Here is a 22,521-nt window from a genome sequence, read left to right as displayed (position 1 = left end):
GACGCATTCCTCTCCGTCGCCTGCGAGGTGAGCTGTCGGGTTCGGACTGGAGATGCCCGGCCGCAGTGGGACTGCGACTTCACCCCAAGCCGATCCGGCTTTCGGATCGGCGGCTTACCTGGGTCCCCCGCTCCTGCCGTACGAACGTGAGTGGGTGGGTGCGGATTCCGGGCGGCGGCAGGATTCGGCGGTCCGCCCGGATTGACCGTGACCGTAAGCGAGATGGGCCCGGCCTAACAAGGCCCCATTCCCCCCATGTGGCTTCCGTCCGCTACCCGGCCCGGGATTCCCGCGCCGCCCCTGCGGGTGGCGAGGCGTCAACTTTGCTGCTGAAAAGCAGAAATGGGTGAGGTGACAGCACCACCCTCAACTCCGGGACGGTGATGGATATCACGGCCGATGTGCCGTGCGACAAGTCGTCCGAGTTCCCCCGAAAACGCGCGACAGAGGCTATACGGTCCAAACCCATAAACGGGGGAAATCCGGGCGCAAACGCCATGGCGGCGAGCTGGGTGCGCCGGTTACTCGCGAGGAACGCAGGCCGTGAACTATGGTGAGCGACTCGATCGGCGCTCCCCTGCGGATCCCATGGACAAAACGGGCTTCGCCATGCCGATCGAAGGACGCCCCGCCAACCGGGGCGCATATTTCCTCGCAGGGCGACGTGGTGTCGGCAACTCCGCCAGACGTCGGCTCCGTACGTACGGGCCGGCGAGCCCTCGTCCTGTCACCCGGGACGTGAGGCGGCGGCCCCCTCTCTCATTCACCTACCTCGCGAAGGCAAGGCAGAGATGGCACGAGTCCCCCGACAGCGCTCCGGGAAGCAGACGCATCCCGTCGACGAAATGCTGCCCCTCCCCAAGCTCACGCTCTACGGCTTCCAGCACATCCTCGCGTTCTACGCGGCGGCGGTCATCGTCCCCGTCCTCCTCGGGAACGCCCTGGGGCTCTCCGACGAACAGCTGGTCTACCTGATCAACGCCGACCTCCTGACCTGCGGTATCGCCTCGATCATCCAGGCGCTCGGCGTCTGGAAGATCGGCGCCAGACTGCCCCTGGTCCAGGGCGTCACCTTCACCGCCGTGTCGCCCATGGTCGCGATCGGCATCGGCGCGGGCGGCGGCACAGCCGGTCTGCTGGTCGTCTACGGCGCGGTGATAACCGCCGGTATCGCCACATTCCTTTTCGCGCCGTTCTTCGGGAAGCTGGTGAAATACTTCCCGCCCGTGGTCATCGGGACGATCCTCACCATCATCGGCATGACCCTGATCCCGGTCGCCCTCCAGGACGCGGCGGGCGGGGCCCACCTGATCGGCGAGCCCGAGTACGGCTCCGGGAAGAACCTCGCGTACGCCCTCGGCACGCTGCTGCTGATCCTGGCCGTGGCGCGCGTCGGCAAGCCGTTCCTGAGCAGCCTCGCCGTGCTGCTCGGGCTGGTGGCCGGCACCGCCGTCGCCTGGCTCCTCGGTGACGCGCACTTCGGCGCGGTGGGGGAGGCCGACTGGTTCGGCGTCAGCACGCCCTTCCACTACGGCATGCCGAAGTTCGAACTGCTTCCCATCGTCGCCATGGTCGTCGTCATGCTGATCACGATGGTGGAGACGACCGGCGATGTGTACGCGATCGGCGAGATCACCCGCAAGAAGGTCGACAGCGACACCGTCACCCGGGCGCTGCGGGCGGACGGCGTGGCGACCGTACTCGGCGGAGTGCTGAACTCCTTCCCCTACGTGGCGTTCGCCGAGAACATCGGACTTGTCCGGATGTCACGGGTCATGAGCAGGTTCGTGGTGGTCGCGGCCGGGGTCTTCATGATCGTCCTGGGGCTGCTGCCGAAGGCGGGCAGTCTGGTCGCCGCGATCCCGCACCCGGTGCTCGGCGGCGCGGCGATCGCCATGTTCGGCTTGGTGGCGGCGGTCGGCATCCAGATCCTGGGCAAGGTCGATCTGCGCGAGGAGCGCAACGCCCTCATCCTGGCGGTCAGTCTCGGAGCGGCACTGCTGCGGACGACGGTCGCGCCCTTCTTCGACCGCATGCCGGACGACGTCCGGGCGGTCCTCGACAGCGGCATCACGCTCGGCGGCCTCACCGCCATCGCGCTGAACCTCTTCTTCAACGCCTTCACGCGCCGCAAGGCCATGGAGATCGACTGGGAGGACTACGAGGAGGACGCCACCGCGCCGGCCCCGCACATCGCCGCCGCCCCGCGCTGACCGCCCGCACGGCCCGGCCGGGAGGAGGCGCACCCTCCCGGCCGACGCCGCACCCGGCGCGCCGCGCGCCGTGTACCGTACCCGGCGTGCCGGACCTTCGCCGTACCCTGCGCGCCGAGCGCCGTGCCCCGGCGCGCCGTGTGCCATGTGCCGTGAGCTCGTGAGCCCGTAAGCCCGGGTGCGCGAGCCTGCCGCCCGCTGTCTGCCGCCCGCCCTCTGCCGTGTGCCGGATCAGCGGCCGATCGCGTCGTACGGGGGCTCCTCGCCCACCTCGCCGATCAGCTCCCAGAAGTGGTCGACCAGCCGGTGCAGATAGGCGGACCGCTCGGCCGCCACCTCCTTGAGCCGGGCGTCGTCGTTACGGGCCACCAGATGCCCCATGTACCGCTCGGAGAACTCCGCGAACTCGGCGTGCATCGTGCGCAGCGCATCGCCCACCGACGTCTCGTCGACCACCACGATCTCCGCGACCGGAGCCACATGCGCCTTCCAGCGGCCGTCCACGGCCGACCGCAGGTGCCCGGCCAGCTCCTCGCCCCGCCCCATGATCCCGACCAGCTTCCGCAGGGACAGGCCCAGGGCGTCCACCAGGGCCCTGGTCTGCCGGGAGTCACCGTCCCAGCGCCGCGCCGCCTCCGCCGCCCGGTAGGCGGCGGGGTCCATGCCGATCCGGTACGCCAGCCGCTCCGCGCTCAGCTGCCGAGCCAGCCGGTGCTCGGCCAGCGTGCGCGGTTCGACGCCCATCAGTGTCGTCGCGGAGCACCACAGCACATCGGCGAGCGCGAACAGCTGTGGCTCCGTGGGGACATGGGAGCCCTGTTCCCACGCGGTGACCAGGTCGGGGTGGACAGGGACACCGCACGCCGCCATGGAGTGGGCGACCTGGCTGGTGGTCAGGCCCATCCGGGCCCGCGCCGCTCTGGCCTCTGCGGGGGAAAACGGAGCGCTGTACACGAATGAGACACCTCGCTGCACCCGGCGAGCGCAGGGCGCTTGGGGGAGAGGGACCGGTGGACGAACATCCAGGAGCGGGCAGGTTAACAGATCACCAAGTGGTATGAACGGCCACTTTTCCCTTCGATCGAAAGGTGTAGTGGCTCTTGGGCGGTTCAACGGTCGGATGAGTCGGCCTATCCGCTGGCCTATCGAAGGAATCTGTCCGTTAGGCGGATGCTTCCGGCCGGTAGTCGGACGTGGGGCCGCCGGGCCGGCCGGCCGCCTGGGGATCCCTGGACACGCCCTTGCCGCCGCGCCGCTCGCCCTGGACAGTACGTGCATGGCGATCGTCGTACTGGTGGGGACCCTGGACACCAAAGGGCTGGAGTACGGATGGCTGCGCGAGCGGCTGCTGAGGCGAGGAGTCGACGTCCTGGTCGTGGACGCCGGCGTGGCCGGTGAACCGCGGATACCCGCGGACGTCCCGCGCGCCGACGTGGCCAGGGCGGCGGGCGCCGACCTGGAGCGGCTGCGGGCCGAGGGGGACCGTGGCGCTGCCGTCACGGTGATGGCCCGTGGAGCGGCCGAGACGGTGCTGCGGCTGCACCAGGAGGGCCGGCTGCACGCCGTGCTGGCCATCGGCGGCAGCGGCGGTACGTCCATCGCGACACGAGCGATGCGCGCGCTGCCGCTCGGCGTGCCGAAGCTGATGGTCTCCTCGATGGCCTCGGGCGATGTCGCGGCGTACGTGGGCTCCACGGACATCACCATGATGTACAGCGTGGTCGACATCGCCGGGATCAACAGCGTCTCGGCGCCCGTCCTGGCCAACGCCGCCGACGCCGCCGCCGGGATGGCGAAGGGCTTCGCGGCCGCGTCCCGGGCCCTGCTCCCCGCCGACCTCGGCGCGGGCGGCAAGCCGCTGATCGCGGCGAGCATGGCCGGCGTCACCACCCCGGGTGTCGACGCGGCCCGCGAGCGGCTGACCGGGCTCGGCTACGAGGTGCTGGTCTTCCACACCAGTGGCGCCGGCGGGCGGACCCTTGAATCGCTGGCCGGACAGCGGCTGTTCGCCGGCGTCCTGGACCTGACGCTCAGTGAACTCGCCGACGACCACTGCGGTGGCATCCTGACGGCGGGCCCCGACCGGCTCGTCGCCGCCGGACGCCAGGGCATTCCGCAGGTGGTGAGCCTGGGCGCGCTGGACATGGTGAAGTTCGGCCCGCCCGACACCGTTCCCGCCCGGATGCGGGAGCGCCACGTACATGTGCACAACCCCTCCATCACCGTCGTGCGTACGACGGCGCGGGAGTGCGCCGAGCTGGGCCGCCGGGTCGCGGCGAAGCTGCGCGCCGCCACGGGCCCCGCCGCGGTGTGCCTGCCGCTGCGGGGGGTGTCCACGCTGGGGGCGCCGGGTGGGCCGTACCACGATCCGGACGCGGACGGGGCGCTGTTCGACGCGGTGCGGGACGGGCTGCGGGGCAGCGCCGTCGACGTGGTGGAGGTCGACACGCACATCAACGACCCGGCGTTCGGCCGGGCCGCGTCCGACCTGCTGCACGGCATGATCAGCACGGTTCGGACGGCGGCGGACTGCGCGTAGCGTCAGGCCGTGGCGGACCCGGTCACCAGGCCGCGTCGTCCAGCAGCAGCTCCGCCGGCGGCCGGCGCCCGCCGGTGGGGGCCTGCTCGGTCCACATCACCTTGCCGGTCGGGGTGTAGCGGGTGCCCCACCGTTCGGCGAACTGGGAGACGAGGAACAGCCCGCGGCCGCCCTCGTCCGTGGTGGCCGCCCGCCGCAGGTGCGGGGAGGTGCTGCTGCCGTCGGACACCTCGCAGATCAGGCAGCGCTCGTACAGCAGCCGCACATGGATCGGCTCGGAGCCGTAGCGGATGGCGTTGGTGATCAGCTCACTGAGCATCAGCTCGGTGGTGAACCCGACCTCCTCCAGCCCCCACTGCTCCAGCTGCCGGCCGCACGCGGCGCGCACCCGGGCGACGGCCGCCGGATCGGCGGGCACGTCCCAGTCGGCCACGCGGTCGCGGTCCAGCAGGTGGGTGCGGGCCACCAGCAGCGCGATGTCGTCCCGGCGGTGCGGCGGCAGCATGGCGCTGAAGACGGCCTGGCAGGTCTCCTCCGGCGTACGCTCCGGATGGCCGGCCAGTGTGTCGCGCAGCAGGCGCAGGCCGGTCTCCATGTCGCGCTCGCGGTGTTCGACGAGCCCGTCGGTGTAGAGGACCAGCCGGCTGCCCTCGGGCAGGTGCAGTTCGGCCGTCTCGATGGGCAGCCCGCCGAGCCCGAGTGGCGGGTAGACGGGCACCTCGGGGCATTCCACGGTGCCGTCGGGCAGTACGACCGTGGGGGCGAAGTGCCCGGCGGTCGCCACGCTGCACCGGCCGGACACCGGATCGTAGATGGCGTACAGGCAGGTGGCGCCCGTGATCAGGTCCTCGCTGCCGTCGCCGCCCTCCTCCTGGTCGATGCGGGTCACCAGCTCGTCCAGGTGCCCCAGGATCTCGTCCGGCGGCAGGTCCAGGGCGGAGAAGTTGTGCACGGCGGTACGCAGCCGGCCCATGGTCGCGGCGGCGTGCAGCCCGTGGCCCACGACATCGCCCACCACCAGCGCGACCCGGGCGCCGGGCAGCGGGATGACGTCGAACCAGTCACCGCCCACCCCCGCCTGCGCGGGCAGATAGCGGTACGCGATCTCCAGGGCGCCCTGTTCGGGCAGGGTGCGGGGCAGCAGGCTGCGCTGGAGGGTCACGGCCATCGTGTGCTCGCGGGTGAAGCGGCGGGCGTTGTCGATGGCGACGGCCGCGCGCGCGGCCAGCTCCTCCGCGAAGGCGAGATCCTCCTCCTCGAACCGCTCGGGGCGCTCCGAGCGCCAGAAATTCGCCATGCCCAGAACGACACCGCGCGCCTGCAACGGCACCGTGACCAGTGAGTGGATGCCGTACGCCAGGGCCCGGCCCGCCCCCTCGGGGTCCTGCGCCCGCCAGCCGTCAGCCACGTTCAGATCGGGCTCCAGGACCGCGTGACCGCTCTCCAGAGCCGCCGCCATCGGCGTCATCGACACGCCGAACCTGATGAGGTCCCCCACCGGCTGGAGGGGATGGTCCTCGCGGATGCCGCTGACCGCCGTACGGCGCATCTCGGTGTGCAGACCGGTCGGCTCCTCGCCCCGCAGCACGGGGTCCAGCAGCTCCACCGTGACGAAGTCCGCGAACCCCGGAACGGCCACCTCCGACAACTCCTCGGCCGTGCGCACCACGTCCAGCGTCGTCCCGATCCGCACCCCCGCCTCGTACAGCAGCTTCAGCCGCTCCCGGGCCACCTCCGCCACACCCGACAGCGCGCGCAGCTCGGTGGTGTCCCGGAGCGTCACGACGGTGCCGGACGCCCCGCCGTAGGGCGCCGTGGGCCGGGTGTTGAGGGCCAGCAGACGGTCCCCCGCGAGGACCACCTCGTCGGTGACGGCGCGGCCCGAGGCCAGCAGCTCGGCGGCGTTACGGTCCAGGCCCAGGCCGGTGACGGGGCGCCCCTCCGCGTCCGGGGGCAGGTCCAGCAGCCTGCGGGCCTCGTCGTTGGCGAGCGTCAGCCGGCCGTCGTCCCCGATGATGAGCACGCCCTCCCGCGCCGCGTGCAGGACCGCGTCATGGTGTTCGTACATCCGGGTCATCTCGGTGGGGCCGAGGCCGTGCGTCTGCCGGCGCAGCCGCCGGCTCACCAGCGCGGAGCTGCCGACCGCCAGGGCGAGGGCGGCCCCCGCCGAGCCGAGGATGACCGGCAGGTGACGGTTCACCGCCGCCCCGACGTTCTCGATCCCGACCCCGGCGGCCACCATGCCGACCACCGAACCCCGGGCGTCGGTGACGGGGACGACGGCCCGGGCGGCGTCGTTGGGGTGGCCCTCGAAGATCTCCGTGATCGTCGTTCCCCTGGCGGCCGGTTCCACGTCCACGGCGCGCCGGCCGATCAGCGTCGGGTCGTTGTCGGCGACGCGGACGCCGTTCGGCGTCATCACCGAGATGAAGTCCACTCCGGAACCCCGCTGGGCCTTCACCACCGATGGCTGGAGCGCGGCGGTCGGATCGGGCGACGTCAGCGCCGCCACGGTGCCCGGCGCGTCCGCGAAGGACTCCGCGGCGGCCAGCGACCGGTGCTGGGCGTCCTGCTCACCGTCGTACCGCGCCTGGATCGCCAGCCCGATCACGGCGGCGGCGATCAGCAGCACCGCCACGACGATCTGCAGCAGGAGCACCTGGCCGGCGACGGTGCGCACGCCCAGCAGGGAACGCACCGCTTGCCGCGACGGGCGCCGTGGCCCCCCGGGTTCCTTCCCCCCGTGCGGAGTGCTCCCCTCGCGCCCCGGGGACGGGCGGCTCGACGCACGCCTGGTTCGACCGAGACGTCCGCTCATGCCCCATTTCTAGCATTGGTTCCTGTGACCGAGCGACCCGCGGTCGGCCTTGGGCACCGGCACCCGCCGGATCGGCCGAAAGCATGGCGGCGGCGCCACCGCGGCGCTTCTCGGCGCCCTCCTGCTGGTGTTCCGGGGCGAGCCGCGCGTCTCCGTCGCCGCTCCCGGCGAGGGGCTCGCCGAGGGGTTCGGCTCCCTGATCGCCGGGCTCGCCACGGGCGCCCGGGTGGGGGAGCACGACGGGGACACGCTCGCGGAGCTCGCCCTCCACCGGGACGCCGCCGTCACGCGCGGCCGCGCGGTCCTCGGCGAGGCCGATTCCCGGTCCGGGTGAACACAACCGCCGCACCGTCCGTACCAAGCGGTGGACGCGTCCCCCGGTTGCCGTCGGCAGCCGGAGTCCGAACCACCAGCAGGAGCAGTGGAGTTGAGTCACAGGCGCATACCCAAGCGAAAGGCCGTCCTCGCAGGAGCGGGGGCGGTGGGCATTGCCGCGGCGGCGATCCTGCTGCCCAACGCCAATGCTTCGCGGTCCGGACCGCAGCCGGGGCCGGTCACCGCCAGGACCATGAGTGCCGCGTCCGCCGCCCAGGTGGCGGGCCGGCTCGGCGAGTTTCTCGGTGACTCCTACGGCGGGGCGTACTACGACGCGGCCGAGCGGCGGCTCGTGGTCAATGTGGCGGGCGGCGACGAGGCCATGAAGGAGCGGGTGGAGAAGGCGGGCGCGGTCGCCCGCGGCGTACGCAACGGCACCGGTGTGCTGACGTCGGCCGCGCGGACGCTGGCGCGCAAGGCCGGGATTCCCGGCACGGCGTGGGCCGTCGATCCCAGAACGAACCAGGTCCTGGTCACCGCGGATCGTACGGTCACCGGCGAGCGGTGGGACACGCTGGAATCGGCGGTCGAGTCACTGGGCCCGGGCGTGGCCCGCATCCAGAAGTCGAAGGGGGAGTTCACGCCGTTCGTCGACGGCGGAGACGCCATCTTCGGCGGCGGCTCGCGCTGCTCGCTCGGCTTCAACGTGACGACCCGGGACGGGCGGAGCGGGTTCCTCACCGCCGGGCACTGTGCCGCCTCCGCCCGGCAGTGGTCGGACGAGAACGGTACGCCGCTCGGGTCGGTGCGGCAGGCCGTCTTCCCCGGCGCCGGTGACTTCGCCCTCGTCACGTACGACGATCCGGGCGCCGAGGCGCCGAGTGTGGTCGACGTGGGGGGCGGACAGAGGCTGGGGATCCGGCAGGCGGCCGAAGCGGCGGTCGGCCAGCAGGTGTTCCGCATGGGCAGCACCACCGGGCTGCGGGACGGTCAGGTCACCGGCCTGAACGCCACCGTCAACTACCCGGAGGGCACGGTCACCGGGCTCATCCAGACCAACGTCTGCGCCGAGCCCGGTGACAGCGGCGGCTCCCTGTTCACGCGTGAAGGAGACGCGATCGGCCTCACCTCGGGCGGCAGCGGAAACTGCGACGTGGGCGGCGAGACGTTCTTCCAGCCCGTCACCACCGCACTGGCCGAGGTCGGCGCCCGGATCGGCGCCGCCGACCAGGAGGGCGACGCCCAGCCCGCCAACCCCTGACCCGCCCGCCGCCCCCGCCCGGCCCCCCGGCGCCCGGCCCCCACGAACACGGGCGCCGGGAGCCCGGGCGGGGGGGGAGAGACCGGGCAGTGTGAGCCCAGGAGGGGCAAGATCGGCGCCGTGGAACTCGCGCGGGGGACAGAGACCGGGCCGGTGTGAGCCCGGGCGGGGGGAGACCGGCGCCGTGGAGCGAGCTCCGGTTCGGGGAGCCCGGCCCCCCGGCCGGGCTCCCCTAACCGGGCTCCCCGAGCGGGCCCCACCACGCCGGCGCCGGGCCGTCAGACCCGGACCGTGGCCGGTGTCCGCCGGGCCGGCAGCCACCAGTTGGCGCGGCCGAGCAGGGCCATCAGGGCGGGGGCGAGGAGCAGACGGATCACCGTGGCGTCGACGAACACCGCCACGGCCAGGCTCACCCCCACGACCTTCAGCAGCAGCAGACCCGACGCCGCCAGCGCCGCCATGACGACGATGACGACCAGCGCCGACGCCGTGAACAGGCCCGCCGTCTGCTGCACGGCACGTGCCACGGCCTGCCGCGTCGACGCGCCCGCCTCGTGCTCCTCCACGGTCCGCGACAGCAGCAGGACCTCGTAGTCCATCGACAGCCCGAAGGCCACGCACAGCACCAGCACGGGGACGAACGAGTCCGTCACCCCGGTCACCGTGAACCCGCCCAGCCACTCACGCAGGTGGCCCTGCTGGAACACCAGCACCATCACGCCGAACGTGGCGCTCAGGCTCAGCACGTTGAGGGCCAGCGCCTTGATCGGCAGCACGAGGCTGCGCGTGCACCAGCCCAGGACCAGCAGCGTGACCACGGCGATCAGCGACATCGCCGGGACGACCCGCGCACGGATGCTGTCCCGCAGGTCCGCCAGCCACGCCTGGGTGCCGCCGACCAGGGCCGGCACGGGCGAGGACACGGCGCGCACCGCCCGTACCACCTCCACGCCCTCCGAGGTCTCCGGACCGACGTCGGTGATGACGGCCGCCCACACCCCCGCCGCCGAGGCGTACCCGTGGCCCGGCTCCGCCGCCCGCAGGCGCCGGCCGTCCCGGTAGGTGCCCGTCGCCGTCTCCACGCGCGCCACATGCTCCAGCCGGGCGAGGTGCCGGGCGTACCCGTCCAGCGCGCGGGCGCCGCCACGGGCGTCCAGGCCGGGCAGCACCACCTGCACCGGGCTCATCGCGTGGTGGTCGAAGTCCCGGCGCAGCGTGTCCGTGGCGTGGCGCGTCGGCGAGTCGCGCGGCAGCGCCCGGTCGTCGAACGTACCGAACCGGGCACCGCTGAACGGCAGGACCAGCGCGGTCAGCACGACGCCCAGGACCAGCACCACCGGCACCGGGCGCCGCATCACCGCGTACGCGAGCCGGTACCAGCGCCCGCTGTCCGGCGAGGCCCGCAACCCGCGGCGGCGCACCGACAGCGCGTCGATCCGCGGCCCCAGCAGGAGCAGCGCCGCGGGCAGCGCGGTGATCGCGAGCAGCGCGCTGAGCGCCACCACGGCGATGCCGCCGTACGCGATGGACCGCAGCATGCCCAGTGGGAACAGCAGCAGCGCCACCAGGCTGCCGATCACCGTCAGGGCCGAGCACACCACCGTACGGCCCGTGGTGCACACCGTGGCCACCAGCGCCTGGTGAGCGGCCTCGTGCGGGTCCCGCTCCTCGCGGTAGCGCCGCCTCTCCTCCCGGTAGCGGGCCAGTATGAACAGGCTGAAGTCGACGGCCAGCGCGAAACCGAGCGCCGTGGTGAGGTTCAGGGCGATCACCGAGACCGTGGTCAGTCCGGACACGCCGCTGAGCACCGCGGTCGCCCCCACCACGGCAGCCAGCCCCACCAGCAGCGCCAGCCCCGCGGCGACCACGCCGCCGAAGACGACCACGAGGACGCACGCGGTCAGCGGCGCGGCCAGCAGTTCCGTACGCCGCAGATCCAGCCGGCTCTGCCGCTCGATCGCCAGGCCCACCGGCGTGGTGCCGGTCGCGCCCACCCGCAACGGCCCATGACGGCCCGTCAGCTCAGCGAGCAGCGGCTCCACGTCCTTGTGCGCCGTGGCCTGCGTCGTGGCCACCCGCAGTTCCACCAGCGCGGTATGGCCACCACGCCCGCGCAGTGCGGGCGCGCGCCGCGGCCAGTACGAGCGGACGTCCACCACCTTCGGCAGCCGCCGCGCCCGCTCCGCGAGCCGCGTCCCGGCCCGCACCACCGCCGGGTCGTCCACCGAGCCGTCCGTCGTGGCCACCAGCGTGACCGTCGGACTCCCGCCGCCGAACGCCGTGGCCAGCGTGCGTTCGGCGCGCGCCGACTCGGCGCCCGGCGCGGTGGTGCCGCCGTGGTAGAGCTTGTCGCTCACCCCCACGGCCGCGACCCCCGCCGCCAGCAGCACGCACGCGGTCAGCACGAGCGTACGGACGGGGAAGCGCAGCACCAGCCGGGCCAGCGAGTCCAGCGGTTCGGCGGGCAGGAGGCGGCGCCTCATCGCGGCTCCCCGCCCCGGCGGCTGCCCGCACGGGCCACGGTCCGGCCCCCACCGCGCCGGTCGAGCCACTTGTACATGGGTCTCCTCCACGGTCGGCGTCGCCCGGCCCGGGAACGGGTCAACAACCTCGCACACGGCCGCGCGGTGCCGGGCGCGCGGCCCGGCGGGTACGGGCGCGGTGTACTCGTAGGGCGGAAGGAGGGACCGGCGGCGGTTTTCGTTCTCACACTCCGTCGGGCTCCGGGTCGGCCTGGGGGCGGGAGTGGGACAGCGCCCTCGTGTGGATGAACAGGTCCTGCCGCCCGGGTGGCGTGGCGCTGTGCTTGGGCAGCGGCAGCTCGTACTCCACATGGCGGCGGTGGTCCGCCATCTGGCGCTCCACGTTGTAGACGCTGCCGAACTTCCACAGCATGCGGGCGAAGTTCGTCTGCCCGCGCGCGAGGTTGCGGCCCAGCACGCTCATGGCGCCGATGGCGTTGCGCAGACCCAGGTGCTTGCGGTTGAGGACGGCCTGGGTGCGGACCAGCTCCCGGTAGAAGTGCTCCAGGGGAAGCTTGGTGGGCACGACCGCGTGCTGGATGTCGAAGAGCCGGTAGTCACGGGTGGTCAGCTGCCGGGCCTCGGTGTGCCAGATCTCCGTGCCGGGGTACGGCGTCATCACGGTGAGGTGCACGATCTCGGGGACGGACAGGGCGAATTCCCGTACCAGGCGGAACCGGTCCTCGTCCCAGGCCGGGTCGACGATCAGGTTGATCGCCACCATGATGCCCATCCGGCGCGCCCTCTCCAGCGCCTTGAAGTTGTCGTCCGGGCTCACGCGCTTGCGGTAGAGGTCCAGCCCCTCGGCGTCGAGCGCCTCCATCCCCAGGAACATGTAGCGCAGTCCCAGGCGCGCCCAGCGCTCGAAGACCTCCTCGTTGCGCAGCAGGACGTCACTGCGGGTCTCCAGGTAGTACTGCTTGCGAATGCGGCGGCGCTCCAGCTCGGCGGCGATGCCATGGCCGTGCTCGGGCCGGATGAAGGCCACGTCGTCGACGATGAAGACGTTCGGCTCCCGGATCGAGGCCATTTCCTCGGCCGCCGCCTCGGGCGACGCCTTGCGGTAGCTGCGTCCGTAGAACGTCCACGCGGAGCAGAAGGAGCAGTCCCAGGGACAGCCCCGGGTGAACTCGATCGAGGCGCACGGGTCCAGTTCCCCGATGAAGTACCGGTTGCGCTTGCGCATGAGGTCGCGGGCGGGGCGGGGGTGATCGAGGCTGTCCAGCAGCTTGGGGGCCGGTCCCCGGCCGTCCGCGCAGACGACGCCCGGGACGGACGCCAGCCCTCCGTCACGCGCCGCCTCCAGCAGGGGTGCGACGGCCGGTTCGCCTTCCCCTCGGACGATCGCGTCGACCGCGCCGTCGGCCTGTTCCAGTACGTGTTCGGCGATGAACGACACGCTGTGGCCGCCCAGGAAGACGAAGCAGCCCGGGGAGGCGGCCTTGGCCCGCTGGGCGATCTCGATCGCCTCGGGGATGTTGGCCAGGTAGTTCAGCGAGATACCCAGCGCCTCGGGCGCGTACGAGGCCAGCTCCCGGTCGAGCAGGGAGCGCGAGAGGACCTGGAGGTCCACCACGCGTACGTCATGACCGGCGTCCCGCGCCGCGGCGGCCACCCGTTCCAGACCCAGTGGCTCCAGCCGTAGGAAGATCTCCGAGTACATCAGGGCACTCGGGTGAACCAGCATCACGCGCATCTCAGTCTCCAGCCGACGGCGCCACAGGGATCTCTGGGCATCTAGGGGCATCTCAGGGCACTTATGTGAGACATTTCTGCCCCTTTGCCCAGATTTCTTGCTGGAGGCACGCCGCCATGACCCGAAGTAGTGCCCATGGCCGGCTGCCGCGGAGACGGCTTAGGAGGTCACTGCCCCGGTGCGGGGCGTGAGGAGACCAGTACGCCGATCTTGTCGATGCGGTGCTCGGGGTTGCCCCGGTCGTCACGCCAGAAGTTCCCCACCGCGTTGTCCTCGGGCGTGGCGCACGTGGAGAGGGTGATCATCGCCTTGGTGGGCCGCTCACCCGGCTTGCCGGGGACCGCGGCGCGCTGCTCGGCGAGCGAGCGCGCGGAGCGGAAGGAGGTCTTGCGGGTGTCGGTGATCCGGTACTCGTGGACCGTGCCGCCCGCCGTGACGAAGACCGACTCTCCCTCCTTGAGGGAGGGCAGGTCGCGCAGTGGGCCGCCGGAGGAGAGGCGGTGGGCGGTGACGAGGTAATTGCCGGTCGCGCCGGGGCCCACGCCGCCGCGCTCGCCGTAGGGGCTGGCGGCCACGCCCCGGTTCTGGATCCTCGTGCCGGGCCAGTCGTCGGTGGTGCCTTCGTACGGGACGACGCGCAGGTTCGTGACGCCGATGGACGGTATGGCCAGCACGGCGGTCCGCGTGCGGGGCGTTTCGCCGGGGGGCGGCTCGGGGGAGGGGGCGGCGGGCGTGGCCGGCGCGGGCGTGGCGGGAGCCGGCTGGGCGATGACGGCGCCGGTGGCCGTGCCCGACGCGGGCGTGCCCGCGGTGAGTGTGCCCGCGCTGTGTGTGGGCCGCTCGGCCGCGCCGGTGCCGCCGGAGGCGCAGCCGACGAGCACGACGGCGATCACGCCGGCAAGCGCCGCGGAAGCTGCTCGGGTACGGGGCATGGAGGTCCGGATGGGGATGCGGGTGGCCGTTTTCGGTCACAACAGCGTAAACCGGTCAGGTGTTCCCTGGGTACTCTGTTCGACACTCCGTCAACGGCTCAGTACGCCATGTCACATCCCACTCGGGTCGGCGGGACGGGACGGACGCCCGGTGTCCCGCCCCAACGCCGCTCCGGCGACCGCGCGTTGCACGGTACGGCCCTCAACAGCCCGTGCTCCTACCGCCGGGAGGCCGCGCGCCGTGCCGTGCGGCGCTTCAGAGCACGCCGCTCGTCCTCGCTCATCCCGCCCCAGACACCCGCCTCCTGGCCCGACTCCAGCGCCCACTCCAGGCACGCTTCCCGCACGGGGCAGCGGCGGCACACACTTTTGGCTTCCTCCACCTGCAGAAGCGCCGGTCCCGTGCTGCCGATCGGGAAGAAAAGGTCGGGATCCTCGTCCCGGCACAATGCGCGCAGACGCCAGTCACTCATGGAATTCTCCCGGTTCGTCGAATGGTTCGCCCTTCCCGGGTCGCCGCAAGGAGACGGGCTGAAACCGGTTCTCACAAGGCGATCACATCTCCCTGCCCCCGCCCGGCCGCCCCGCCACCCGCAGTCGTACGGGCGCGACGGCCGCCGGTTCCGGCAGGCGCAACCCCTCCCGGCCGGGCGTGAGCGAGCCGAGGACGCTCGCGTGCCGGGCGCCGGTGCAGGCCGCGACCGTGCCGGCGATCCCATGGACGGTCAGGAACCCGAGCACCGCGAACGCGTACGCCTCCTTGGCGGCCGGCGGCAGTCCCAGGTCGTCGGAGCCGTACAGCGGGATGCCGCCGAGTTCCCCCCGGAGCATGGCCATCAGCGCCGGGTTGCGGGTGCCGCCGCCCGAGGCGATGACCTCGGTGGCCCGCACCGAGCGGGCGGCGTCCGCCACGGTGACGGCGGTGAGCCGGGTGACGGTGGCGACCACGTCCTCGGCGGGAAGCGTCTCGTGCCCGGCCAGAGCGGCCAGCAGGTACGGCAGGTGGAACAGCTCCTTGCCCGTCGTCCTGGGCGGCGGCTGGGCGTAGTACGGGTCGTCGAGGAGCCGGCGCAGCAGGGCCTCGTCGACCCGCCCCCGGGCGGCGAGGGCACCGTCCTCGTCGTACGCGAGCCGGCCGCCGGTGAAGTGGCGCACGGCCGCGTCGATCAGGGCGTTCCCGGGCCCGGTGTCGAACGCGGCCGGTGGCCCCGCCCGCCCGGCCGCCGTGATGTTGGCGATGCCGCCGAGGTTCAGCGCGACGGGTCTGCCCGGGCGCCCGCGCAGCCACAGGACGTCCACGAGCGCGACCAGCGGTGCGCCCTGGCCGCCCGCGGCGACATCACGGCCGCGCAAGCCGGACACGACCGCCCGCCCGGTCGCCTCGGCGATCCAGGCCGGGTCGCCGAGCTGGAGGGTTCCGTGCACGCTGCCGTTCTCGGACCAGTGGTAGACGGTCTGCCCGTGGGAGGTGATCAGGTCGGCGCGGCCCTCGCACAGCTCCTCATCGGCCCGGACGGCCAGGGACGCGAACGCCTGGCCGATACGGGTGTCGAGGCGGCACACCTCCCTCATGGTGGTCCGCGCCGGCGGCAGCGCGGCGGCCAGCGCGGCCCGCAGTTCGCCGGGGTAGGGAGCGCTGACCATGCCCAGCGGCGTCAGCACCAGGGTGTCCCCGTCGAGCGTCAGATCGGCCGCGGCGGCGTCGACCGCGTCGTACGACGTGCCCGACATCATCCCGATCACCCGCACCCGCGCCCCACCTCCCGCCTCCTCAGTCCCGCAGGGCGCGGCGGTGGTCGTCGCCGCGCAGTGTGGCCAGGGCCAGCGCGCTGATCACGCAGGTGGCCGCCACGTAGAACGCGGGGATGTCGATACTGCCGGTCCGCCTGGTCATCTCGGTGATGATGAGGCCCGCGCAGCCCGAGAACACCGCGTTCGACAGCGCGTACGCCAGGCCCAGGCCCGTGTAGCGGACCCGGGTGGGGAACATCTCGGCGAGCATCGCGGGGCCCGGGCCCGCCATCAGACCGACGACCGCGCCCGCGCCGCACACCGCGAGGCCCTTGGCGGCCGTCGGGGCGGAGGCGTCCTGCAACAGGTTCAGCAGCGGGAACGCCGACACCGCCGCCACCACCGCACCGGACACCATCACCGCGCGCCGCCCCACCCGGTCGCTCAGCGCGCCCGCGGGCAGGATCGCCGCCGCGAACCCCAGGTTGGCCAGGACGGTCGCGATCAGTGCCTGCTGGAACGTCGCGTCGAGAACGCTCTGGAGGTACGACGGCAGGACGACCAGGAAGGTGTAACCGGCCGCCGACCAGCCCATGAGCCGGCCGGCACCGAGCGCGATCGCCCTGACCACCTCGGGTACGGGAGCGGCGACCGGTTCCCGCCGCCGGCGGCGGAAGGACGGCGTCTCCTCCAGCCGCAGCCGCAGCCACAGGGCGCCGAGCCCCATGGGCAGGGTCAGCAGGAACGGCAGCCGCCAGCCCCACGACCCGAGTTGCGCCTCGGTCAGTACGGTGGCGAGCGCGGCCGCCATCCCGGCGCCGGCCAGCAGGCCGAGCGCCACGGTGAACGACTGCCACGCCCCGTACAGCCCGCGCCTGCCCGGCGGCGCGAACTCGGTCATGAGGGAGACCGCGCCGCCGAACTCCCCTCCCGCCGACAGCCCCTGGACGATCCGCAGCAGCGTCAGCAGCCAGGGCGCGGCGGCGCCCAGCGTGGCGTACGTCGGCAGCAGCCCGATCAGTGTGGTGGCGGCCGTCATGAGCAGGACCACCGCGATCAGCGTGGGGCGCCGCCCGACACGGTCGCCGACCCGGCCGAAGAGCGCCGCGCCGACCGGCCGGAAGAAGAACGCCAGGGCGAACGACGCGTACGTCTTGATGAGCGCCTCGGCGGCGCTTCCGCCCTGCGGGGTGAAGAAGTTGGCGGCGATGACCGTGGCGAAGTATCCGTAGACGCCGAACTCGTACCACTCGATGAAGTTGCCCACCGACCCCGCCACCAGCGCTCTGCGCGAGCGGAGCGGCGCGGGACGCCCGGCCGGTCCGGATGGTCCCGCTGGTCCGGCCGCTTCGTCGGCGGGGCCGTGCACGGAGGTCGTCATGCGGTGCCCTTTCCGATGGCCGCGGGTATCCCTGCGCTTCCCTTCCCCCTTCCCCCTTCCCCCTTCCCTTCGGTGATTCTCACCGCCGTGAGCGGGGGAGCGGCAACGCCAACGGGAGCCGCTCGGGGGAGCGGCTCCCGTTGTGAAGGCGGCCCGCCAGGGCTGGGCCCGTCATGTGCCGTTGGTCGCGTCGGGCTCTCTCTGGCGGCGCAGCAGGGCCGAACCGGCCAGGCCCGCCGCGAGCGCGGCACACGTCACCGCCACGGCGCTCGCCCAGGCGAACGACTCACCGAGGCTGCTCTTCAGCAGGTCGAGGGTGCTGTCACCCACCACCGCGTGCAGCGCGACCACACCGATCGCCGTCGCGCCCGCGGCCGCCCACACCCGTACCGTGTCCCGCGCCCCCAGCCACAGACCCAGCACCAGGCAGAGCAGGGTGACGGCGAGGGCCATGCTGTCCGCGTTCCCGCCGGCCCGCAGGCCCGCGAAGTCCGTGGGCAGGTGGATGAGACCGCAGACGAACAGCGCGACCGCCGCGGGCCACCGCAGAGCCGACCGCAGAGCCGAGGAGGCCGTCTCGGGGGCCGGCTCGTCCACGACGGGCGTCGCGTCGAGTGACGGAGTGACCGAAGCGGACCTCGGCGGGCGGACGTTGGGGTTCTCGGGTACGGCCAGGCCGCTCGTGCCCGGCTTCTTCGCCGGACCGGACGCCGGACCGGGCGCCGGGCCAGCCGCCGGATTGGCCGCCGAGCCGGCCGCCCGGTTGGCCGCCGGGTTGGCCGTCGCCGCTCCCGCCGTCGCCGCCGGGCTGGTTTCGCCGCCGGTACCGAGGATGCTCACCAGCTCGGCGACATCCTCGATCGGCCGGCCGACGGCCGCCGCACGCAGCGCCGTATCGGCCTCGTCGAGCGGATGACCCGCGTCGTTGAGCATGGCGACCAGCTGCCGGACCTCCTCCAGGGGGCGTACGACCGCGGCCGCGCGCAGCGCCTCGTCGGCGGGGCTGGAGACGGCTCCGGTGCGCTTGAGCAGGCTCACCAGCGCGGCGACCTCCTCCAGCGGCCGGTAGGTGGCCGCCGTCCACAGCAGTGTCCGTATGGGCTCGTCGCTCCCGTCGGGATCGCCGGAACCCGCCTTCGCCGACTCGGCCAGGGCGGCTTCGACGGCCGCGAGATCCGCCTGCATGGCGTCGGTGACTTTCGCGGCGCCCTCGGCTCGGGTGGTCTCTGCCGGCTTCGCCGCGTCCGGCGCCTCGGCCGCTTCGGTCGCCTCCGCTGTCTGCGGGGAGGCCTGCGTGGACACCTGCGGGGCCGTCTGCGGGGCGGCGTCGGCGGGGGCTGCGGCGCCGGTGGGCCGGTCGTCCGCGTGCGCGGGCGCGGCGGGTTGGGCCGCACCGAATGGCGTCGCCTCGGCGTGTGCCGCCTCCGCGCGCGCGGCGTCGAAGGGCGTGCCGTTGGCCGGTGTGGCCACCGTGCGCGGGTCCTCGGCGCGCGGCTCGTCCGCGCGCGGGTGACCGGACGCGGGGTGATCCGGGCGCGGTTCGTACACATGTGCGCCGGACGTCCGTGCGTACACCGGATCGGCGGGCGCGGTGGGCGCGGCGGGCGCGGTAGAGGCACTGGTGGCGCCCGCGCGCGGGTCGTCCGCCCGTGCGTACGCGTGGCGCGTGGCGTCGGTGGGCGCGGGCGCCGCTTCGGGGCGCGCCGATTCAGGACGCCCGGCATCCGTGTACGCGCCGCCGGGCGCGGTACTCGCGGAAGCGGTCAGATAAGGCGCCGTCCCGAAGGCCGGGGCCTCGGTGTGCCCGGCATCGACGGGCGGCGTGTCGACGGGCGCCGCGCCGCGACGCGCCGCGTCACGGTAGGCGGCGTCCCGGTACGCGGTAACGCCGTTCTCGGCGTCATCGTAGGGGGTGTCGGGCGGCTTCGACCGTTCAGCGTCCGCCACCGCGGGGGGAGTTGTGGGGTCGTCGGTTGTCATGGCGTGGCTCCGTTCGCCGGACTCCGGTGAGGCACACACCGTGTCGGTCGTCGTGCGCCACTGGGGCGCGCGGTTTGCACCATCTAAGGGGCAAGCCGGGCAATTGCGCCATCCGGGAAGGGCGTACGGGGGACCCGGCGAGCCCACCGGGGTCAGGAAGGCGAGAAAAGGTCAGGAACGGCCAGGAGATTGAAGTTTGTACCGCAATGTTTCATTTTCGCCATTTGCGAGCTGTGTCGGTCTGCGGTCAACTGGAAGAGCAAGAAGGAGTTCCTTCCGCACAAAAGGGGATGGTGGCATGACCTCAACCGAGCCTGTGGTCCAGGACCGGACGAAGGTTCTGGACACCGACATCGAATCAGTCCTCAACCCTGGCGAGGCCGAAGGGTTCTACCGGGACAGCCGCGAGTGCGCGGTCCTGGCTCTGGAGGCGGGTGCCGGCAAGTTGCTGCTGTCGCCTCCGACGCCCCGGCCGAAGAAGGGCTGAGGGAGAACCGAATGGAGCAGCCCGACACCTCAACCCGTTTGACGGGCGCGGTGCGGGACCTCGCTTCCCACGTGGTCTCCGCTCTCACGAGCGGGGACCACGCCGGGGTGTCCGCCCTCACGGCGGGCACCCCGGCGGACGACGACCTCGGCCTCGCCGCGGTACGCGTCCTGGGAGCCGACGTCCTGCTGCCGAGCGTCCTTCTGCGCCGCCCTCCCGCCCCCCAGGAGCTGGCGGTCTTCGAGAAGGCGGTCATCGCCTTCCCACCCGCCCCCGACGCCTCGGTCACCTCGCGCTGGACGCACTGGGCGATGGTCCGCACCCTGCGCGACCTGGGCACGTCCGCCATCACGCCGTCCCCGGACGACGCCGAACCGGACGCGGCCTGGCTGGACGAGGTCCCCTGGCAGGTCCTGACCCACCAACTGGCCCTGCTGGCCGCGCTCGCCGTGCCCAGAGCCGACCACGCGGCCGGCGCCACGGCCGACCACGCCGCCGGCAACACGGCCGACCGCACGGCCGGCAACGCGCCCAGCAGCGTGGCCGACAGCGCCGTCGCCCGGGCCGCGGAACGCCGCACCGTCGACGTCGCCCGCGGTTTCGTACGGGCGGTACGGCGCCGGGGCTGGCTCCAGGCCGCCGGAGCCGGACGCTGGCTCGCCGCGCTCGACGACGTACCCGAGACGCTCGGCCTCGACGCGGGGCTGGAGTTCGTGGCACACATGGGCGGCGACGACCCGCGCGTGGCGCTGCACCTGCACGCGGCACGGCTGTTGCGGACCGGAGCCCCGGCGTGACGGCGACCGACGTCCAGCGGGTGGCCGAGGCGGCGCTGCGCTGGGTGTCCGAGCACCGCGACGGCTTCCGGCTCGGCGACGACGCCCTCGCGCCCGACACGGACGTCAACATGTCCTGGAAGCCCCTGGGCGAACTGGCCCAGACATGCGTCTGCGTCCGCCGCCACACCCGCCCCGGGTCGTTCCTCCACGACACGGCCACCGACCTGCTGGGCCACGCGTGGCACGAGACCCGTGACGGGGCACTCTTCCTCGACCTCCAGCGCCTGGAACCGTCCGCGACGTACCCCTTGGAGGTGTACGCCGCGTTCGCCTCGGACGGTTTGCGGTACGCCCCGTACGAGAAGTTCGTCGCCACCGTCGTACGCACCCGTGGCTGGCGCACCACGGAACAGCAGCCCAACCGGCGGCTCGGCATCCTCAACACCGAGCGGCGTTCCGGCTTCACACCCCACGACGCGACGCCCGTGGCGCTGCGCCGCACGTGGCTGGGGAACCTGCCCGAGCCGTGGACGTTCGAGAAGACGGCCGGGTACACGCTCACCCACGTGGTGTTCCACCTCACCGACTGGGGCCACGACGTGCGCGCCGTACCGGAGGACATCGCGACCTACCTGGACACATGGCTCCCGCCCTGGATCGACAGCTGCGTGGAGGCCCAGCAGTGGGACCTGTGCTGCGAGTTGCTGGCCGTCGCGGCCAGCCTCCCGCAGCCCCCGCCCCCGGTGACCATCGACGACGCCTGGACCGCGCTGGCGCTGGCGCAGGACGCCTCCGGCGCCCTGACGGAGATCGGCCGGGGCCCGCGCGGAGAGGACGTTCCCCTGGTCTTCGTCAACTGCTACCACTCCACGCTGGTCGCGGCCTTCGCCGCCACCCTGACCGCCGCCCGCCGTGGCGACGAGACGCGCCAAGGAGCGCCGGCATGACGAGCACCCGCCTCATCCACACCGTCGGCGTGGGCGCCATCGAGTGGCTGTACGCGCACCGCGACGGGTTCCGGCTGGAGCCGGACGTCGACCCGGAGATCGGGTTCCTGGAGCGCTTCAAGCCGGTCGGCGAACTGGCGGTCATCTGCAAGGTCCTCTTCCGCGAAGGGGTGGCCGGATCCCGCCAGGCCGACCTCGCCCGCAAGCTGCTCGACCACGCGTGGCGCGAGGTGCTGGACGGCGGCCGGATGCTGGTACGCGGCCAGCGCACCGAGCCGACCTCGCCCATCCCCTTCGAGGTGTACGTCCCCTTCAAGGAACTGGGCTACCAGCAGCCCGAGCTGGAGGGGCTGGTCCGGCTCAACCACCGGCTCACCAGCTGGGCGGCCGGAGAGGTGCTGCCCGTCAGGCGGCTGGGCCTCAGCGCGTTCGAGCGCCGCTTCGGGCTGCCGCCCAGCCTGCCCGAGGACGAGGCGGCACGCCGCACCTGGCTAGCCCGGACACCCGAGCCATGGACGGTGGGCACCCACACCGCGTACGACATCACCCACACCGTCTTCCACCTCACCGACTGGGGCGAGAACCCCGGCGGCCTGCCGCCCGCCATCGCCGACCACCTCGCCCTGTGGCTGCCGGCCTGGCTGGACGACTGGCTCGACCTGGAGCGCTGGGACCTGCTCGGTGAACTGCTCGTGGTCGACGCCTGCCTGCCCCGCCCCACGCTCGACGAACGCGCCTGGGTAGGGTTCGCCGCCGCCCAGCAGCCGGACGGCGCGATGCCCGCGCTGGGGCCCATGCCGGAAGGCGACCCCGAGGACGTCTTCGACATCGTGTACCACCCCACCCTGGTGGCCGCCTTCGCCTCCGTACTGGCCACGTCCCGCGCCCTGTCGCAACTGTCCGCCGGGGCGCCCGCGTGA

The 22,521-nt window shown here is 73.0% G+C and carries 17 protein-coding genes and 1 riboswitch; of the genes, 8 read left to right on the top strand and 9 right to left on the bottom strand.

The features are described from left to right. Positions 1-2: 2 nt before the first annotated feature. Positions 3-167, bottom strand: a riboswitch (cyclic di-AMP (ydaO/yuaA leader). 624 nt (positions 168-791) lie between these two features. Continuing rightward, on the top strand, positions 792-2,213 hold the full coding sequence (locus QWM81_RS26765; RefSeq protein WP_290114941.1) for a nucleobase:cation symporter-2 family protein: 1,422 nt from the start codon (positions 792-794) through the stop codon (positions 2,211-2,213). A 231-nt stretch (positions 2,214-2,444) separates the two neighbouring features. On the opposite strand, the gene QWM81_RS26760 is transcribed toward QWM81_RS26765, so the two are convergent. Then, positions 2,445-3,167, bottom strand: a complete 723-nt coding sequence (locus tag QWM81_RS26760; protein WP_290114940.1) for a transcriptional regulator — start codon at positions 3,165-3,167, stop codon at positions 2,445-2,447. Between the two features lie 322 nt (positions 3,168-3,489). On the opposite strand from QWM81_RS26760, the gene QWM81_RS26755 reads away from it, so the two are divergent. Beyond that, positions 3,490-4,752, top strand: a complete 1,263-nt coding sequence (locus QWM81_RS26755) for a Tm-1-like ATP-binding domain-containing protein (protein ID WP_290114939.1) — start codon at positions 3,490-3,492, stop codon at positions 4,750-4,752. Positions 4,753-4,774: 22 nt separating this feature from the next. Here QWM81_RS26755 and QWM81_RS26750 read toward each other — a convergent pair whose 3' ends face one another. Next, entirely contained in the window at positions 4,775-7,570 is a 2,796-nt protein-coding gene (locus tag QWM81_RS26750) for a SpoIIE family protein phosphatase/ATP-binding protein (RefSeq protein ID WP_290114935.1), read from the bottom strand. 49 nt (positions 7,571-7,619) lie between these two features. Between QWM81_RS26750 and QWM81_RS26745 the strand changes: the two genes are divergently transcribed. Further along, positions 7,620-7,904 (top strand): hypothetical protein, encoded by a 285-nt coding sequence (locus QWM81_RS26745; RefSeq protein WP_290114934.1) that lies wholly within the window; start codon positions 7,620-7,622, stop codon positions 7,902-7,904. Positions 7,905-8,051: 147 nt separating this feature from the next. Beyond that, positions 8,052-9,146, top strand: coding sequence for a S1 family peptidase (locus QWM81_RS26740; protein WP_290114933.1), 1,095 nt, complete (start codon positions 8,052-8,054; stop codon positions 9,144-9,146). Between the two features lie 278 nt (positions 9,147-9,424). On the opposite strand, the gene QWM81_RS26735 is transcribed toward QWM81_RS26740, so the two are convergent. From QWM81_RS26735 to QWM81_RS26705, 7 genes are all read right to left on the bottom strand, one after another. Next, complete coding sequence (locus QWM81_RS26735; protein ID WP_290114932.1) at positions 9,425-11,629, bottom strand: MMPL family transporter; 2,205 nt, start codon at positions 11,627-11,629, stop codon at positions 9,425-9,427. A gap of 223 nt (positions 11,630-11,852) precedes the next feature. Further along, the gene (gene hpnR, locus QWM81_RS26730) at positions 11,853-13,364 is read right to left on the bottom strand and encodes a hopanoid C-3 methylase HpnR (RefSeq protein ID WP_290114931.1); all 1,512 of its coding nucleotides are present in this window, start codon (positions 13,362-13,364) and stop codon (positions 11,853-11,855) included. Between the two features lie 167 nt (positions 13,365-13,531). Continuing rightward, positions 13,532-14,296: a class E sortase gene (locus QWM81_RS26725; protein WP_290114930.1), complete on the bottom strand. Its 765-nt coding sequence runs from the start codon at positions 14,294-14,296 to the stop codon at positions 13,532-13,534. Positions 14,297-14,514: 218 nt separating this feature from the next. Beyond that, positions 14,515-14,769: a WhiB family transcriptional regulator gene (locus QWM81_RS26720; protein WP_290114929.1), complete on the bottom strand. Its 255-nt coding sequence runs from the start codon at positions 14,767-14,769 to the stop codon at positions 14,515-14,517. Between the two features lie 82 nt (positions 14,770-14,851). Next, complete coding sequence (locus tag QWM81_RS26715) at positions 14,852-16,045, bottom strand: anhydro-N-acetylmuramic acid kinase (RefSeq protein WP_290114928.1); 1,194 nt, start codon at positions 16,043-16,045, stop codon at positions 14,852-14,854. A 22-nt stretch (positions 16,046-16,067) separates the two neighbouring features. After that, complete coding sequence (locus QWM81_RS26710; RefSeq protein WP_290114927.1) at positions 16,068-17,408, bottom strand: MFS transporter; 1,341 nt, start codon at positions 17,406-17,408, stop codon at positions 16,068-16,070. 171 nt (positions 17,409-17,579) lie between these two features. Then, positions 17,580-19,388, bottom strand: coding sequence for a hypothetical protein (locus QWM81_RS26705; protein WP_290114926.1), 1,809 nt, complete (start codon positions 19,386-19,388; stop codon positions 17,580-17,582). A 298-nt stretch (positions 19,389-19,686) separates the two neighbouring features. Here QWM81_RS26705 and QWM81_RS26700 point away from each other — a divergent pair, with 298 nt between their 5' ends. The 4 genes from QWM81_RS26700 to QWM81_RS26685 are packed head-to-tail and all read left to right on the top strand — an operon-like array spanning position 19,687 to position 22,521. Further along, on the top strand, positions 19,687-19,875 hold the full coding sequence (locus QWM81_RS26700; protein WP_290114925.1) for a hypothetical protein: 189 nt from the start codon (positions 19,687-19,689) through the stop codon (positions 19,873-19,875). Positions 19,876-19,886: 11 nt separating this feature from the next. Continuing rightward, complete coding sequence (locus tag QWM81_RS26695) at positions 19,887-20,672, top strand: hypothetical protein (protein ID WP_290114924.1); 786 nt, start codon at positions 19,887-19,889, stop codon at positions 20,670-20,672. Continuing rightward, a complete protein-coding gene (locus tag QWM81_RS26690; RefSeq protein WP_290114923.1) occupies positions 20,669-21,601 on the top strand; it encodes a DUF6895 family protein in 933 nt (310 codons plus the stop codon). Before QWM81_RS26695 ends, QWM81_RS26690 begins: the two co-directional genes overlap by 4 nt. Beyond that, positions 21,598-22,521: a DUF6895 family protein gene (locus tag QWM81_RS26685; protein WP_290114922.1), complete on the top strand. Its 924-nt coding sequence runs from the start codon at positions 21,598-21,600 to the stop codon at positions 22,519-22,521. The genes QWM81_RS26690 and QWM81_RS26685 overlap by 4 nt, the downstream gene beginning before the upstream one ends.

The organism is Streptomyces ficellus (assembly GCF_030406405.1).
Lineage (GTDB): Bacteria > Actinomycetota > Actinomycetes > Streptomycetales > Streptomycetaceae > Streptomyces > Streptomyces ficellus_B.
This window is presented reverse-complemented; position numbering and strand designations above follow the sequence as displayed.